This is a genomic window from Polyangium sp. 15x6, from assembly GCF_029960785.1.
In the GTDB taxonomy this organism is placed as follows: Bacteria; Myxococcota_A; Polyangia; order Polyangiales; family Polyangiaceae; genus Polyangium.
This window is the reverse complement of record NZ_JASBQE010000025.1, coordinates 104,357-120,801: the sequence shown is the minus strand read 5'-3', so window position 1 is coordinate 120,801 and position 16,445 is coordinate 104,357. Positions and strand designations below refer to the sequence as shown.

Below are 16,445 nucleotides of genomic sequence, written 5' to 3'. Positions count from 1 at the left end.
GTAGGCGAGGAGGCGATGCGGAATAAAATCGTTCCGTCGGGGACGCGATCCGTCGCGCTTTTTCGGGTTCTGTCGATTCCGACGAAAATATCGTTCAGGGGGCGCGGGGCGACTCGGATTTCGTCACGACGAAGGTCCGGATCGCGGCGATGGCGTCGTCGCGCCGCGGCTCGATCCAGTACATCCGGAACGGCGCGGCCGAGCCGATGCGCTGCGCGAGTACGCTCGCGACGCGATCACACACGCGGAGCGGCATCTTCGAGTTCGAGGGCGCGGCGCCGGGATCCCGCGGGTCGACCTGCTCGTGCTCACGGTCGAATTCGCCCGCGCCGTCGAGGCCCCATTCTGCTTCTCCGTATTCGTCGATCTCGATGGCGCCGACCGCGGACCTGTCCTCCAGCGCCGGGAGGACGAGCTCGCGCATGCCGGGGATTCGCAGCAAGGAGGGCTCGAGCAAATCGTCGCGCTCGCCGCGCCGGAAGCGGGTGGCCCATGGCGAGGTCTTGGTCGCGAACATCGCGCGTCCGGCGGCGACGATGGAAGGGCGCGTGGGCCGGAGGGCCAGGGGCGCGAGGAGCGTGAGGAGCGTGCCTGCCCTCGGGGGAACGGTCGCGGGGTCGATCTCGCGGATGAAGGACGCGTATTCGTCGAACGCCTTTTCGTCCCCCGAGGCCGATCGCGCGACGTAAAACACGGCGAGGCATGGGCCGAGCTCGTCCGCGTCGGGGTCCTTGATTTCTTTCCAGCCCTTGCGCAAGGGCTCGGTCCCCTCGCGGAGCGCGCGCGTGGCGCCCCTGGGATCCCAGAGCGCGAGGAGCAGGCCCATCTCGCACGAGGCGCGCAGGTATTCGTGCCGCTTCATGTCGGCGAGCTGCCTCATGCGCCGCGCGAGGAGCTCGGTGACCGAGGGATTTTTGCGAGACGCGAGGCCCGCGAAGCGAGGTCGGGGCGGCCCGTCCACGCGCAAAAAGAGCGCGAGGAAATCCGAGGCGTCGGGGCTCCGGCGGGGCGCGTCCGTGGGCCCGACGATACGCGTGGCCGCCTGCGCCCACCGCAGAGGCCCCGCGGTGTCGTCCGCGAGATCGCGGAACCAGCGTTCGTCCGCGGGGATCGATTTGAACTTTTCCGCGGCCTCCCGGAATCGTGCAGCCTTTTGTTGCTTCGTCTCGTCGGGCGGCGCAGGCGCGAGTGGGAGATCCGCGGCGAGCGTGTCGAGGGCGAGCTCGGCGACGTCGCGGACCGTGAGCAGCATGATGCCGTGCGCCTCGTACCATATCGATCGCGTGTATCGTTCATCGTTCGCGAGCGCCTCCGCGAGCGGCAAGGCCGCCGCTTCGCCTTCCGCGAGTAGCGCTCGCAAGATCGGGTCTTCGAGGACTTGTGACTGCGCGCCAGATCGCCCGAACGCGGGCTCGCGCACCTCGCCGAGCGCCGCGACGAGCGCCGCCACGCGCGCCGCCGGATCCGCGGGCAAGGGCGAAGGCAAACCTTTCGGGGCCGGGGCCTTCCGCGCGGCGCGTTTCTCCTGGTCCGCGAGCAAGGGCCCCGGCGGCTCGGCGAGGAGTTTTACGGTGGGCTCGTCGACCCCGAGCGCGGCCGCGCGCGCGGAGAGCGCGGGCGAAAGCCGGGCAAGGCCACGCAAGCTCGCGAGCGCGAGCGCGTCGTCCCCCCGCACGTGGGCCCAGAGCGCGCGGTCACGCAGCACATGCAAAAAATGCTCGGCGAGCCGCGCGAACATGTCCCGCTCGCGCCCGGAGAGCTCGGGGGTGAACGCGAGATCCTCGCCCGCGATCCAGAGCTCCCAGAGCGCCCGCGCGAGGGTGTTCTCGCCGAGCTGCACGAGCATCGCGACCTGCATCGGCAGGATCTGTTCGAGCCTGTGGGACTCGAGCTCCGGCCGGGGCCCGCGCGTTCGGATGCAAGGCATTCCGGGGAAATGGGCCGATTGCTGGTCGCAGATGCGTTTGTCGCTGGCCCGGAGCGACTCGATATCGGCGCGCAAGTCCGCCGGCGGGCCGACGGCGACGAGCGGAGCCACGAGGCCATTCCACAAGACGCCGAACCGCGGCCCGTTGTCCGGCCCCGGGAGCACGAACGCCTTCGTCGCGACGGTCTCGCCGGGGCCTTCCGGCTGCGTCGTGAGCGTGATGGCGGCCTCGTGATACGGCAGTCCCCGCGGATCGGCGAGGCCGCTCCGGAAGAGCGTCTCCACGGCGCGCACGAGCCCCTCGGGCAAACCCGAGCGCGAGCCGGGCTCGGTCGGCGTTCCCTGAGCCGGCGGCGCGGGCAGGATGGTATCCGCGAAGGGCCACGGCGGAGGCGCTATGTCTTCGGGCGCGTTTCGTGGTGTCTCCGTGGGAGGCGGCGCAGGGAGACTCGCGGGGCCGCAGGCGGCGAGGGCCAGGAAGACGAGGCGAAACGCGCGGCGACGCATCACGGAACGAACGTACCGCGGCGCTCGGGCTGCAGGCAATCACGAGCACCTGGATCCTGCCGGCGTCGCGGGATACCGTGGGCAGGATGGCAAAAACGGGAGACGAAGCGGCGCGGGTGCTCCTGGGGATCACGGCATTCTGTCATGCCGCGGGAGGCTTCGCCTACGCGCTCTCGCAGCCGCGGGGTTTTCCCTTTCCGTCGGCGGCCTTCTTCGAGCATCAGGTCCTCGGGCCGATCGTCGTCGTGCTCGCGCTCGTCCTCGGCTTCGGGCTCGTCACGCGCCGAGAAAAGCTCGCCGCCGCGGGGACGGCCGTGCTCGCGGGGCTCTGGTTCGTCACGGCGGGGTTCGGACTGTTCACGGGCACGACCTCGTACGCGCGTCTCCTCGCGCTTCCGTTCGCAGGCGCGTTCGTGCTCGCCGCGCTCGCCCATCGAATGCATCGGCGCGTGGTGTTCGTCGTGCTCCCGGCGCTCGCGGGCGCATGGATCGGCGCAGGATTCTGGGCCTCGGCGCATGCGCCGAGGGCGTCGACGTTCCCCTCGACCCATTCCCCGAAGACCGGCACGATCCCCGAGGGCGAGGCAGCGCTGCAGAAAGGCGGGATCCACGTGCGGGTCGACGGGACGTCGATCGTCGTGGACGCCGGGATTCATCAGGCGCAGATCGTCCCCACGTTCGATTACGACGCGGTAGCGGACGGCTGCGGGCTCACGGTCCTCGATTTTCGCTCGGCGAGGCCCCCAGCATTCCAAGCCGGCAGCGACGGCGAGCGAATCGTGTTCGCCGCGGAAAACACCGATTTCGAGGTGTTCGGCGTGGTCGAGCTCCAGAGCGCGTCCACCGTGCGAATCGAAGTCTCCACGACCGTGCGGCGCGAGCTCTGCGCGCACCTCGGGTCGATCGTCTCCATGCGGCTGTCGCAGCTCCGCGGGTCCGGTGCCTGGACGCAGCACCAGGAGGCCTCGATCAACGGGATCCCCTGGCCCTCGGGCAGCACAGGAGAGCCCGCCCATTTCGTGGCCTACCGGGGCGACGATCTCGGTCTCTTCCGGGCGACGAGCAACGAAAAAGGCCCCTTCGTTCAACTCGGCAAGATCGACGAGCCCGAGATCACGGCCAGCGGCTTTCGAATCCGCGTGCCCTCGTGGAAAGCGCAAGCCTCACGCGAGCCCTCCCCCACAGCCGGCTGGGGCATTTCACAAGGCGCCATCGAGCATTACGGCGACTGGTTCTCCTGGGAAATCGCCGCAACCTCGATCGGCCGCGGCTGGCACACCGTGCGGACCACCCCCGGCACATACGTGACGACGATCCTCGTCGAGAAGATCTGAGCAGGAGCGTAGCGCCGGGGTTTCACCCCGGACCCCGACCAGGGGTTGTCCACCCCTGGACCCGGACCAGCGCAAGCGCTGGACCCAGGGTCGATGAACTGCGCGATGCGCAGTTCATCGAACAGGCCGAGGCAAGACTGGCGACGGGCTTGCCAGTCGAACCGCAGCACTGACGTGGGGCAGCGTCGACGCCTCGGCCGGCAACGCCGCTCGTGGTCTTGCCACGGGCCCGTGGAAGAACTGCGCGGAGCGCAGTTCTTCCCCAAAGGTCCAGGGCTCGCCCTGGTTCGGGTCGAGGGGCGAATAGCCCCCGCGGGGTCCGGGGCGGCGCCCCGGCGCGGCGTCCCCAAGGGGAGCCCCCTTCTGGGGTGCGGGGCAACGCTCCTCGCGGTACAAGGCGGCATGGATCCGCGACCCGTCACCCTCCAAGGACGCCACGTCCGGCTGGAGCCGCTCACGCTTGCGCATGCGCCTGCGTTGCTTGCTGCGCTCGCGGAGGACGCGTCGATCTGGCAGTGGATGTCGATCGAGCCGCCGCTCTCGCTCGAGGCGATGGAGATGCACATCAGGTCGGCGCTGGAAGCGCAGGCCTCCGGTGGGCAGGTCGCTTTCGTGCAGGTGAGCCTCGTGGACGGGCTCGCTTGCGGCGCGACGCGGTACCTCAACATCAGCCGGAACGACCTTGGCCTCGAGATCGGCTGGACCTGGATCGGCAAGCGCTGGCAACGCACGGCCATCAACACGGAGGCGAAGTTCCTCCTCCTGCGACATGCGTTCGAGGTGCTCGGCGCTGCGCGCGTGCAGCTCAAGACCGACGCGCGAAACCTGCAATCGCAGGCTGCGATCGCGCGCATCGGCGGCGTGCGCGAGGGGGTGCTACGCAAGTACCAGAAGACGCGCGGCGACTTCCTCCGCGACACGGTGATGTTCAGCATCCTCGACGACACGTGGCCTGCCGTGAAAGAGCGGCTCGTCGCGAGGCTCGGCGGCTGATCAGCTCGCCGCGGCGAGCGGCTTGCACGGCTCGAAGCGCACGGGCAAGTGCGCCGGACCGTGCACGTGGAGCGCCTTGCGGGGCTGCCATGGCGCGTCGCTCGCCGGCGCGAGGCCATGCAGACGCGTGAGAAGATCCGGGATTGCCACCTTCGCTTCGAGCCTGGAGAGCGAGGCCCCGAGGCAGAAGTGGATCCCGTGGCCGAACGCGATGTGCGGGTTCGGGTCGCGGCTGACGTCGAAGGTCTCGGGGTCCTGGAACTGCTTCGGATCCCGGTTCGCAGAGCCCAGCAGGACGAGCACGAACTTCCCCGCCGGGATCGTCTCTCCGTGGAGCACCACGTCGCGCTTCGCTGCGCGGAACACCATCGACACGGGCGTGCGGTACCTCAAAACCTCCTCGATCGTCGTGGGCAAGAGACGCGCGGGATCGGCTTCGAGGCGCGCGAGCTCGGCCGGGTGCTCGAAGAACGAGAGGATCGTATTGCCGAGGAGGTTCGTCGTCGTCTCGGTGCCGGCCACGAGCAGGAGCTGGAAGAAGCCGAGCAGCTCCTCGCTCGTCAATCGTTCCCCGTCCACCTCGGCCTCCACGAGGCGCGTCAGGAGGTCGTCCTTGGGTGCATTTTTCCGCGCCGCGCAGAGATCGCCAACGTAGGCGTGCATCTCCTCCTCGAGCGCGCCGTGCTCCGCCACCGCGCGCGTCGCGGCCTCGCCGCCGGAGATGGTGTAGCTGAGGTTCAGGATGATCTCGCTCCAGCGCATGAAGCGCGGCCGATCGGCGACCGGAATGCCGATCATCTCCGCGATCACCATCGTCGGCAGCGGCTCGGCGTAGTCCTTCACGAGATCCATCTCGCCTCGCTCGATCACCCCGTCGATGAGCTCGCGCGACAGCTCGCGGATGCGGGGCTCGAGGTTCGCGATCGAGCGCGGGGTGAACGCGCGCTGGATGATGTTCCGGAGCAACGCGTGGCGGCGGATCCGAGAAGACCAGCCAATCGGGGGTCGGCCCGGTCTGCGTGGTGACGATGGAACTCCACGTGTCGTGATCGTGGAGCGCGCGCTTGACGCCCTCGTAGTCGAAGAGCATCCACAGGTCGAGCGGCGGGACGTGGAGCACCGGCGCCTTCGCGCGCATCTCCGCGTACAACGGGAAAGGATTGCGGCGCGTGTCGTCCGTGAAGAGGTCCAGCATGATCGGCCGGGGCCCGGTATAGACTGGTTTTCGAGGGCCGTGCGCCGACGAGGAGCCTGGATCGAGGTCGGGGAATCGACGTATTCGGCTACGGCGCCGCCTCCCGATCGGGAGGTCGAGCGGCGCGGACGACGCCGAGGTCGCGCTTCATGACGACCGGACGGAGAGGAACAGCGCGAGGATCCGCTCGATCGACGGATCGACGCGCGGCGCGGAGAAAGGCGCGAGCGTCATCCGGATGTCGCGAGCGCCGCGAGGCCATGATGCATGCGGGAAAACGTGTTCTGGTGTGCGACGAGCGTGATGGCCGCGAGGATCGCGGGATCGTCGAGGCCATGTGCGTGGAGCCCTGCCGCATCCTCGGCGGAGGCGGCCCACGGCGTGCGCGTGAGCTTCGTCGCGTACGCCGCGAGGGCGTGCTCGCGAGGATCCCGCGGGGCCGCGTCCTCGTAGCGGGCGACCGCGCCGGCATCACACAACTCGGCCGCGGCGGCGCGGGCGAGGAGCCGGCGCTCGCGGCGCGAGAGGAGCGCGTCGCGCTCGAAGTGGTACGCGTGCCACTCTTCGAGGAGCCCCTGGGCAAACGCGCGGCGGGTGAAGACGGGCACACGCGAGCCGTCGACGGCAGGGTTCCAGTCGCTCGGCGGCGGACGCGGCAGGGCCTCGCGCGTGGGATCGATGGTGAGGCGCGGCAGCGGCGAGTCGTAATCGAACGCGATGCCCGTGCCGTCCGCGACGCGCGTGTAGTAGTTGAAGAACGCCGCGACGCAGATGGCGTGCTCGACGCCGTCCTCGGACAACCCCACGGCGCGGAGGCGGTCGAGATCGGCGGCGTCGATGGACCACGGCGCCTCGGTCATGACGACCGCGAACCCGGCGAGGGCGCGCTGCCGCGGGGAAGCGCGCTCGAAGTCGGTCCCCGTCACGACGTCCGCGGCGAGGTCCTCATCCTGAGAAGCGGCACGCAGAAACTCTGCGTGAGCTGACGTTCAGTAAAAGCACTGGTTCGTCCGCGAGGCGGACGCGGCGATGAGCTCGCGCTCCGCCCAGGAGAGCTCGTCACCCCGGTGGAACGTGCCGGTCGCGGCGAAGGTGATCCGGAGGAGGTCCGGGTCGAGGCTGTGCGCGCGGATGATGCCGGCCGGACCGCCGTGCGGCGCACGGTAGACCGCGGGGATGGGACGCGACAACATGGCATCGTAGACGGCGCGGAGGGGGGCGTCCGCTTCGTGGGCCTCGACGATCCGGATGTGGGGCATGACAGGAGGCTATCATGGATCCCGAGGCGGAGTGAAATCCGAACGCGGACGCCGAAACGCGAAGCGGCGGAGCGCGGGACGATTCCCATGTCATTCTGGCAATGACGGACGCGATTCTCTCGCGCGTGCTATGCGCGTGCCCCGCCGAACCTGTCATGTAGAACATGCTACGTAGAACGCGGGGGGAAGGACGGGGGAGCTTTTGGCGCGAAGAACCGATAACGGCTCGGCCGCCTCGATGGGCAGCACGAACGCCCCCATCGGGGATGGTGACGGACGGGAAGGTTCGTGTAAGCTGCGAGCACTTCGTTCCTGGGAAAGGACCTGGACGGGCGATGGACTCCAAGGAGATGCTTGACAAACGGATCGCGCTGGCGACGAGCACCGACAACATGCTCGGCATGGTGCTCGACGGCGCGCTCACCCACCTCGGCCAGGCCTACGGGGTCGCGAAGGTGAACACCATCCGCACGCAGGTGATGGGGGACAAGACGATCCGCTCCTTCTTCTGGTACCCGGTCACCTCGCTCCTCAAGGTCGCGCGGCGCCTGGTCGACGACCCGAGCCTCGGCCTGACCTGTGACGAGGTCATGAGCGGGTGTGGCGAGCACGCCTTCAGCTCCCTGCTCGAGTCGCCCGTGGGGAAGATGCTGGCCAGGTTCGGCCAGGGCAACCCGCAGGCCCTCGTCGCGAACGGCCCCTATGCCTATACCCTGGCCGTGAGCTTCGGCGAGCGCGAGTACACGAAGACGGGCGAGCGCTCGGCCGACGTGCTCTTCACGCGTGACCTCTTCGGCCCCGCCTTCACCACCTCCGTCTACAAGGTGGCCTTCAAGCTCGTGAGCAACGTGAACGCCACGGTCACGGCGACCATCTCCAACGACGCCGGGACCGACTTCACCGTCCACTCACGGTGGTGACTCCATGCTCGGACGGTCGCCGCGCTTGCGGACCAAGAGAAGGTGGAGGCAACCGGTGGCGTCCGTCCAGACCTCCGCGTCCTCGACGTTCGGCAGCCCCGAGGCCAGCGCCAGCATGTCCGGCACATCCCTGTAAATCAGGTACCAGTCCATCGCCGCCTCGATGAAGCGGCGCATGGGGTCGTGGCCGTTGAAGTTCCCGAGCGCCAGGAGGCCCCCCGGCGCGAGGTTGAGCCAGAGCCGCGCCGTGAGCGCCGTCGCGAACCGGGGCGACAGGTAGTCGTACAAGCCGATCGAATAAATGAAGTCCTGATCGCCGGGGACGAGGGTGGTCTTGCCGCGAATGAGCGTGAAGACCGAGCCGGACCAGGTGCGCACGTGGGCGGGATTCATCCGCTTGCCGAGCGCCGTGACGGCCGCATACAGGGCGCCCTGGTCCTGGTCGAGCAGCGTGACGCCGTCGAAGGGCATCGCGTGCACCACCTCGGAGAGCTCCGAGGCCGCGCCCGACGCCACGTTCATGACGTAGCGCGCGCCCCGGTTCCACTCGTCGCTGAGCAGCGACTTGAGCTTCTCCCGGCGGTTTCGGACCGCGACGAAGCCGGGCTGCTCCAGCACCCACCGGTCCATCCAGCGGCCGAGGGCCGTCTCGCCCTTGGGGGCGTTCTTGTAGACATCGTCCATCATCAGGAAGTCGCCGGCGTAGCCCCGGGGTTTGGCGAAGCAGCGGTGGATGATGGGGCTCTGCCAGAAATAAGTTCCCAGGACCTCCTGAAAGCGGCGCTGGGCCTGGGAGTTACGCAGCAGGCCTGACGGCCCGAGGGCGTCGCTCGCCTCCCAGATGCCGCGCAGCATCTCCCCGAGCCGGGCGCTGTCCTCCGGCGATGGGGGCAGCGCGCTCCGCGGGGACGCCTCGAGCTCCCTGCACCAGGCGGCGAGCTGGGCGAGCCGCCGCTCGCAATCCATCGAGATGGGCGGCCCTTGGACCTCCCCATCCTCTGGATCGAATGATCTTCGAGCAGCGTGCTCCCCCGCCGCGCGCTCCTCGGCCCCCTTCGCGATGCTTTCCCTGGCAAGCTGCTGGGACATGGCCGGGCTCCTGTCGTTGTTCTCCGAACTGACGCAGAGCATCGCCGAAAAACGCCCTCGCTGACAACCCTTCAGGTAGTCGACGCACGAAGGGCGCGATCGGGTGAGTCCGGCCACGCAAAACCCCGAGGGTCCAGAGGGGGCTCGACGACGTTCGCGGCGGGGTGGGCGCGTTCTTTCGCGACGAACCCGCCGCGGCCGGGTCCTCGGGCGCGGCGTCGAGGCGCGCGGGGCAGGAGCTTCAGCGAATGAACTCGGCCGAGGGGTGTGCCCGCGGGAACTTGCGCAAGTATTCGAAGAAGCGCGCGAGCGCCGTGTCGCTCTTCGTCAGGGCGCCGGGCCGGAAGTGGACGCCCCGGAGGATGGGGGCGTCGTCCGCGAGGATTTGCCGCTGCACGCCCATCGCGAAGTCGAGCAGCTCCTTCTGGGACGCCGCGTCGCCCTCGGATTTCCGCGTGGCCAGGACGTAGTACAGCTTCGTTCGCCCCGGCGCCGGCATGCCGAACGGGGCGAGGTATCCATACCAGCGGCCGTTGAAGAAGCTGCTCTGATAAAAGATCGTCGTCCCGAAGATACCCACCCGGAACGTGACCCGGGGGCCCGCGGGGTGGATGCCGTCGAAGTCGTACATCATCGAATGATCGGTGATGACCATGTTCTCGGCGGGCTCGCCCTTGTCGAACCTGAAGCCGTGCACGACGCGGATGTGCTGTACGTCCGGCGTATTGCAGCAGACGACCCAGGGATCGACCGGAAAGACCTCGTCGTGCTCTTCCACCCGGAAGACGAGATCGTCGTCGGGATAAGGGAAATCCGGGAGGTCGAAGAGCGGGGTTTCGCCGTTGAAGGCCCAGATCATCCCGTACCTCTCGACCGTCGGGAAGCGGAAGAGGCAGGCGCCGGGCGGCGGCGGGTCGCCGGGGCCGGTCTTCAGGCAGGTCCCCTCCTGGCTGTACTCCCAGTGGTGAAACGCGCAACGGATGGCGTCCCCGACGACCGATCCCGCGGCAAGATCGGCGCCGAGGTGCGGGCAGTAGGCGCTGAGCGCTTGCGCCCTGCCGCTCTCGCCCCGAAACACCACGATGCGCCCGTCGAGGAAGCTCGCGCCGAGGATCTTCCCCGGCGAAAGCTCGCTCGACATGCAGACGGGATACCACGATTGCGTGAATACACCGCCCTCCCCTTCGGCCGGGATCGGCTTGCCGAGGAGCCTCCTCCTCGCGCCGATCACCTGGCCCGGTCCCCCATGGCTCTTGGTCTCCATCGTACGTCGTCTCCGTCCTTCGTCCGCAATGCCGATTCAATGCGGGAATGCCGCGCTTCGAGTAGACGGGACAGCCGAGCCGCATGTCAAGGAGCGCTCTTCTGGCACTCATCTCGAGGCCGTTTCGCTGGGGCTTTGCCCCAGGCCCCAGCAGGGGCTGTCCGCCCCTGCACCCGGACCAGCCAGGGGCTGGACCCAGGACGATGAACTGCGCTCCGCGCAGTTCATCGCACAGGCCGAGGCAAGACCGGCGACGATCTCGCCAACCAAGACAGCAGCGCTGACGTCTCGGCTGGCGAGGCGGTCCCACCGGCCTGCTGGGAGAACTGCGCGGAGCGCAGTTCTCCCACAAAAGGTCCAGCGCTTGCGCTGGTTCGGGTCGAGGGGCGAACAGCCCCCGCGGGGTCCGGGGCAGCGCCCCGGCTCCACGGTTCCAGCCGAGACCCATCGATGTGTCATTTGCACATTCGCTGCGCCAAACTCTTCAGGTGACACGAAGGCCGCGCTGTGTACAATGGGCCCCGCCACGAAGGGAGGAGTCCATGACGGTGAAGAGCTCGTATGCACCCGGCCAGTTTTGCTGGACGGACCTGATGACCACGGATCCCGCGGCCGCCAAGACGTTTTACACGACGCTGTTTGGCTGGACGGCGGAGGAGATGCCGTTCCCCGGCGGGTCGTACACGATGTTCCGGAAACGCGAGCACGATGTGGCGGGGCTCGGCGGACAACCGCCCGAGGAGCAATCGCGTGGGATCCCGCCGCATTGGAACGTCTACGTCTCCGTGGACGACATCAACGCCGTGTCGGCCAAGGCCGCCACGCTGGGAGGCAACATCCTCGCGCCCGCGTTCGACGTGATGGATGCGGGGCGCATGGCGATCCTCGCGGATCCCACGGGCGCCGTGTTTTTCCTCTGGCAGCCGCAAAAACACATCGGCGCGACTTTGTGGGGCGAGCCGGGCGCGCCCTCTTGGTTCGAGCTCCAGACCACCGATCCGGAGAAAGCAAAAGCGTTTTACACGGCGCTCTTCGGCTGGTCGACCGGCGGTGACGCGACCTACCAGGAGTGGATCGTGAATGGCGAGCACGTGGGCGGGCTCTTGAAGATCGACCCGAGCTGGGGCCAGGTGCCGCCGAACTGGAGCGCGTATTTCACGGTCGAGAACGCCGACGACACGGTGGCGAAGGCGCGCGGGCTCGGCGCCAAGGTGTACCTGGGGCCGAAGGAAATCGGCGGCGGGGGCAGGTTCGCCGTGCTCTCGGATCCGCAGGGCGCGGTGTTCTCGGTATACGAGGAAAAACGCCGCTGACGCCCTTCACGGCCCCGGAGGGCTGCCGCCCCGGATCTTGAAGACCACCTGGAACTTCACGGGGCCCTTCACCTCCGGGGCCACGATCTTCTCGATTTTTTCGTAGATGGCCTGCGCGAACGGCTGATCCACGGTCGGCCGCTGGGCCATCTCGAGTTTTTTCTTCTTGCCGGGGAGGAGCTCGCATTCGACGAGCAGGTCGGTGCCCGGCCCCTTCGACGTGCCGACCTGTGCCTCGACGATGGCGATGATCTGCTTCACGACCTCGCTCAAGTCGTCGACCGTGGTCCGCTTCGCGATGTCCTGCTCGTTCGTCAGGAGAACGAGCGCGGCCTCGACCTGGTCGTTCCGCTTCTGCGCCGCCGCGCCGCCCTCGGGCTTTGCCGTGTCCCAGCCCGTTTCCGATTCGTATCGTTTGCCGTCGATGGGATTCACGTAGGTCGTCTGGACGTGCTCCACGACGAACGCCGGCATCTCCCCCTGGCCGGGAATCGTGATCTCCTTGCCCGAGACGAGCGCCTCGCGAATCCGTTTCCACGTGGCCAGGGGGAACATCATGACGAACCCGTCCTCGGCCACCCCGGCCTTGGACACGTCCTTTTTGCCGGCGAGGATCAGGAAGTTGCCCGTGATCCGATCGCCCGCGGCCGCCGGGCTCGTGATGGCGGAGGCCACGGTTTGCCCCGGATACCAGTAGAGGCCCGTGCCCGAGCTCGGATCCATTTCGAGCATCAGGATGAGGCCGTCCTCGTTCCCCTCCGACGCCGCGGCCGACTTCAGATTGTCGAGCCCGCGGGGGAGCACCCGCAGGACGATACGATCCCCCGGAACGAAAAAACTCTGCGTCGGGGAGGCGTTCGCGAGGCCGCCTTTTCGCTCCAGGCGCACCGACGCGCCGCGAACGTGCCTTCGCGAGCCCTTCGTGATCAAGGTCTGATCGGTTTCCCCGGGCCGGGCCACGGAAGGGCGCTTGCGGTCGGTCCAGAACGGGGTCGGATAATGGCTCGCCTGCGCGCCGAGCCGGGCCAGGATCCGCGCATAGCCGGCCTGCCCCCCCACGTCCTCCTCCTCGCACGTGACCATCACGGCCGAGAGGAACGGCGCGTTCGCCGCGATGCCCTCCACCGGCACCGGCGGGCCATAGATGATGCAATGAAAATCGTCGCGCCCGAGCAGCGGCGGGCCGCCGAGCTGCGACCGGCCGTGGACGTCGACGATCTTCCCCTGCTCCGCGAGCTCGTAGACGAGCCCGTAGAGCTCGAAGAGCTGACGATCGAATACGCCCTCCGCATCGTCGGGCTCACGCTTGACGGAGAACCGGATCTCGCGTTGCCCGAGCGACCAGAGGCCCTCGCTCACGTAGGTCCAGAAGTGCAGCGGTCCCTCGGGCGTCGAGAGCGAATGCGAATACACCGTGACCGAGAGCTTCCCCGGCACGACCTCCTCGCGCAGGAGAATCTGCACGGCGGATCCGGGTGCAGAGGCGCCGGCGCGGGGCGACGAAGCGCTCGCCGTGGCCGGAGGTTTTTCGTTCGCCGGTCCCGCGCAGCCCGTAACGAGCGCCGCGGCGAAGAGCGCCGAGCGCACGCCGCGACGAGCCGTGATCCATGTCCCCTGCCGATGCATGCGCCTCGTCTCCATCGGCCGACGAGGGTAGCCGCATCGGAGGCGCGCCGTCACGTTTGTCGTGGTTCGCCGTCGAGGGTCATTCCTGGGGCAACGTCCGGAGGATCTCCTGCGCCGCCTCCAGGTGCCCCCGCAGAATGGGGAGGTTCTTCTCGGCGAACGCCTTTACGTCCGCGTCCCGGGAGGACAGCGCAAGCGACAGGATGGCCACGTCGTACATGTGCGACTCGATGACCGTGTGCAGGTACGCCCGGTCGAAGCGATTTCCCTGGAGGTTCGAGAGGCGCTGGAAGAGGCTCTCGACCAGAGGATCGAGCGCTGTCGGCATCGCGACGCCGAACTTGCCCGCGAGCGCCTCGATTCCCTCGGTCACGTTCACGTGCTCGGCGAGCTCCTGCAGCGCGAGCGCCTCGACCTTGGAGTTCTTCGCCAAACGCACGGCGAGCCGCGCGGCCTTCACCGACCAGAGATTGCTGTTCGCCGCCGCCTGCACGAAGAGCGTATCGTTGTGCGTGACCGCGAGCTCGGACGCCGCTTCCTCTTCCGGCGTCTCCGCAAGGGCCACGGACGACATCCCCATCGTGGCGAGCATGACCGCCATGAAAACCTTCTTCATGATGACATTCCCCCTTCCCGGCTCCCCGCGGAGCGCCCGCTGTCCTGCCTGATCCTGGGACCACGAGCGCGCGGGCGGGAGCCTGGCCGGAGAGAATGTCGCGCCTCGCTCCCGAGGCGCGCGGCGAGGAGCAGATTCGCGAATCCGCGTCAACCGCGTGAAGTCGGCATGGCCTCGCTGACCGGCGCCTCGCCGTCGGCCAGCGGCCGGCTCAGGAGATCGACGGCCTTCTTCACCGAGCTCACGGGCCCCGCGAGATAGACGATGTCGCCGACATCAAAAGGCTTCTGCGGATCCATCTGTTCGAGGAGTTTGTCACCGCGCCGCACCGCGATGATGAGCGCACCGGTCCTGCGACGCACGCCGAGCGACGCCGCCGAGCGACCCACCGCCGCGCTCGCCGTGGTCACCGAGGCGCTCTCGATCTTGAGCTCGGCGAGATCCCCATGCTCGCCGAGCACCCGCCGCGGGAGCTTGTGCGTGCGCTCGGTGGTCTGCGTGGTCGCGCGCGCCTCGTCCACGCGATCGTCGATCACGTTGCGCGGCACGTCGAGCCAGCGGAGGAGCCTCGCGAGGATCTCCACGCCGCCCTCGACCTCCTCGGCCACCACGTCCGTCGCGCCCATGCGCAAGAGCGCCGGTTTCTCCAGGAGGTAATGAGCCCGCATGAGGATCGGGACCTCGGGCGCGACGCGCTTGGCCGTGTCCACCACGCGCTGCGCAGCCTGCGGATCGTTCATGAGCAAAAGAAGCGCGCGCGCCTTTTCGAGGTGGGCATGGCCGAGCGCCTCTTCGCTGGTCGCGTCGCCGTAATACACGGGCTGGCCCGCGGTTCGCGCGGCGCGGACGGTCTCGGAGTTCAATTCGAGCACGACGTACGAGACGCCGCACGCCTCGAGCGCGCGCGCCACGAGCTTGCCCGCGACGCCGTAGCCCACGATGACGACGTGATCCGAGAGCCCGTGCACCTCGCCCTGGTCCGCCTCGTCGATGCTACGAACGCCGATGAGCCGCTCGAGCGGCGCGAGCAAGCGCTGCCCCGCGGTGACGTGCGGCGCGACGCGCACGAAGACGGGCGTGAGGAACATGCTGGCGATGCCCGCCGCGAGGAGCGGTCGCGTGGCGTTTTGATCGACCACGCCCGTGCTCTCGCCGAGCCGCGCGAGGACGAACCCGAACTCGCCGAACTGCGCGAGCCCCACGCCCGCGAGCCAGGCGACGCGCGCCGGGAAGCGCATGGCGATCGCCGCGATGGTGGCGAGCAAGCCCTTGGCGACGAGGAAGCCGGAGGCGAGGAGCAGCACGAGGAGCGGCCGTTCGAGCACGATCCGCGGGTCGAAGAGCATGCCGAGCGAGACGAAGAAGACGCTGACGAAGGCGTCGCGCAGCGGGAGCATGTCGCCCATGGCGCGGTGGCCGTACTCGGTGTCGGCGACGACCATGCCGCCGAGGAAGGCGCCGAGCGCGAGCGAGAGGCCAGCGAGCGACGTGAGCCACGCGGTGCCGACGCAGAGCGCGAGCACGGCGAGGAGGAAGACCTCGCGGCTACGGCTCGCCGCGACCCAGCGCAAGGCGCGCGGGACGACGAGGCGCGCGACGAGGATGGTCGCGACGACGACGGCCGTGGCCTTGCCGAGCGCGAGGCTGATTTCCTTGGCCATGTTCGTGCCCGCGGAGCCTTCGCCGAGCATGGGGACGACGAGGACCATCGGGACGACGCAGAGGTCCTGGAAGATCAAGGTGCCGACGATGAAGCGGCCGTGCGGCGCGTCGAGCTCGCGCCGCTCGGCCAGGGCGCGCAGGACGATGGCGGTGCTGGAGAGCGCGAAGACGAAGCCGTAGAAGACGCTGCGCCCGGTCGGCTGTCCGAGGGCCTTCGCGACGAGCGCGACGACGGCGGTGGTGAGCCCGACCTGGATGATCCCGCCGAGCGCGACCTGCCGGAAGATGCTCTTCAGCCGCGCGAGCGAGAACTCGAGGCCGATCGTGAAGAGCAAGAGCACCACGCCAATCTCGGCGAGGATCTCGATCGCGTGGATCGAGCGCACGAGCTTGAAGCCGAACGGCCCCACGAGCGCGCCCGAGAAGAGCAGCCCCGCGACCGTGGGCAGCGAGAGGCGCGAGAGGACGACGGTCACGAGGACGCCGAGCGCCGCGATGACGGCGATCTCGTCGAGGAGCGGAATATGGCCCATCGGAGTGAAAGGTAACGTCGAACGGGGTTGGTTTGAAGACAAACGAACGGCGCGCTCGATCGTCACCCCATCCGCGGTCCGAAGCAAGCCGCTTCGCGCGTGGCGCCGTCGAGAAGCCGCTTTTCGTGTGTCTCCCGCGGCGCCCGCGATTCCAGAGGGGACGAGCCGCCGGCGGGCGGCCCGAGCGTTGCTTGACCGGCATTGCGA

Annotated in this window: 13 protein-coding genes; 4 read left to right on the top strand and 9 right to left on the bottom strand. The window is 68.6% G+C overall.

The annotated features are described in order from the left end of the window. Positions 1-94 precede the first annotated feature (94 nt). Positions 95-2,437: a hypothetical protein gene (locus QHF83_RS20325; protein ID WP_282419532.1), complete on the bottom strand. Its 2,343-nt coding sequence runs from the start codon at positions 2,435-2,437 to the stop codon at positions 95-97. An 83-nt stretch (positions 2,438-2,520) separates the two neighbouring features. On the opposite strand from QHF83_RS20325, the gene QHF83_RS20320 reads away from it, so the two are divergent. Together QHF83_RS20320 and QHF83_RS20315 are read left to right on the top strand one after the other, a co-directional pair. Further along, on the top strand, positions 2,521-3,768 hold the full coding sequence (locus QHF83_RS20320) for a hypothetical protein (protein ID WP_282419531.1): 1,248 nt from the start codon (positions 2,521-2,523) through the stop codon (positions 3,766-3,768). 402 nt (positions 3,769-4,170) lie between these two features. Continuing rightward, positions 4,171-4,761, top strand: a complete 591-nt coding sequence (locus QHF83_RS20315) for a GNAT family protein (RefSeq protein WP_282419530.1) — start codon at positions 4,171-4,173, stop codon at positions 4,759-4,761. Here QHF83_RS20315 and QHF83_RS20310 read toward each other — a convergent pair whose 3' ends face one another. The 3 genes from QHF83_RS20310 to QHF83_RS20300 all read right to left on the bottom strand — a co-directional run bounded on the left by QHF83_RS20310 (position 4,762) and on the right by QHF83_RS20300 (position 7,215). Continuing rightward, a complete protein-coding gene (locus QHF83_RS20310; protein ID WP_282419529.1) occupies positions 4,762-5,727 on the bottom strand; it encodes a cytochrome P450 in 966 nt (321 codons plus the stop codon). 459 nt (positions 5,728-6,186) lie between these two features. After that, positions 6,187-6,882, bottom strand: coding sequence for a hypothetical protein (locus tag QHF83_RS20305; protein WP_282419528.1), 696 nt, complete (start codon positions 6,880-6,882; stop codon positions 6,187-6,189). Between the two features lie 63 nt (positions 6,883-6,945). Then, positions 6,946-7,215, bottom strand: a complete 270-nt coding sequence (locus tag QHF83_RS20300) for a carboxymuconolactone decarboxylase family protein (RefSeq protein ID WP_282419527.1) — start codon at positions 7,213-7,215, stop codon at positions 6,946-6,948. 335 nt (positions 7,216-7,550) lie between these two features. Between QHF83_RS20300 and QHF83_RS20295 the strand changes: the two genes are divergently transcribed. Then, positions 7,551-8,135 (top strand): TIGR02265 family protein, encoded by a 585-nt coding sequence (locus QHF83_RS20295; RefSeq protein ID WP_282419526.1) that lies wholly within the window; start codon positions 7,551-7,553, stop codon positions 8,133-8,135. Here QHF83_RS20295 and QHF83_RS20290 read toward each other — a convergent pair. Next, on the bottom strand, positions 8,124-9,224 hold the full coding sequence (locus QHF83_RS20290; RefSeq protein ID WP_282419525.1) for a class I SAM-dependent methyltransferase family protein: 1,101 nt from the start codon (positions 9,222-9,224) through the stop codon (positions 8,124-8,126). The genes QHF83_RS20295 and QHF83_RS20290 overlap by 12 nt on opposite strands. 241 nt (positions 9,225-9,465) lie before the next feature. After that, the gene (locus QHF83_RS20285; RefSeq protein ID WP_282419524.1) at positions 9,466-10,488 is read right to left on the bottom strand and encodes a Rieske (2Fe-2S) protein; all 1,023 of its coding nucleotides are present in this window, start codon (positions 10,486-10,488) and stop codon (positions 9,466-9,468) included. A 542-nt stretch (positions 10,489-11,030) separates the two neighbouring features. Here QHF83_RS20285 and QHF83_RS20280 point away from each other — a divergent pair. Next, positions 11,031-11,801, top strand: coding sequence for a VOC family protein (locus QHF83_RS20280; protein WP_282419523.1), 771 nt, complete (start codon positions 11,031-11,033; stop codon positions 11,799-11,801). A gap of 6 nt (positions 11,802-11,807) precedes the next feature. On the opposite strand, the gene QHF83_RS20275 is transcribed toward QHF83_RS20280, so the two are convergent. From QHF83_RS20275 to QHF83_RS20265, 3 genes are all read right to left on the bottom strand, one after another. Beyond that, positions 11,808-13,442 carry a hypothetical protein gene (locus tag QHF83_RS20275; protein ID WP_282419522.1) on the bottom strand — a complete coding sequence of 545 codons (1,635 nt, stop codon included), beginning with the start codon at positions 13,440-13,442 and terminating at the stop codon, positions 11,808-11,810. A gap of 64 nt (positions 13,443-13,506) precedes the next feature. Continuing rightward, positions 13,507-14,043: a DUF4142 domain-containing protein gene (locus QHF83_RS20270; RefSeq protein ID WP_282419521.1), complete on the bottom strand. Its 537-nt coding sequence runs from the start codon at positions 14,041-14,043 to the stop codon at positions 13,507-13,509. A 149-nt stretch (positions 14,044-14,192) separates the two neighbouring features. After that, positions 14,193-16,238 carry a cation:proton antiporter gene (locus QHF83_RS20265; RefSeq protein WP_282419520.1) on the bottom strand — a complete coding sequence of 682 codons (2,046 nt, stop codon included), beginning with the start codon at positions 16,236-16,238 and terminating at the stop codon, positions 14,193-14,195. Positions 16,239-16,445: the final 207 nt, after the last annotated feature.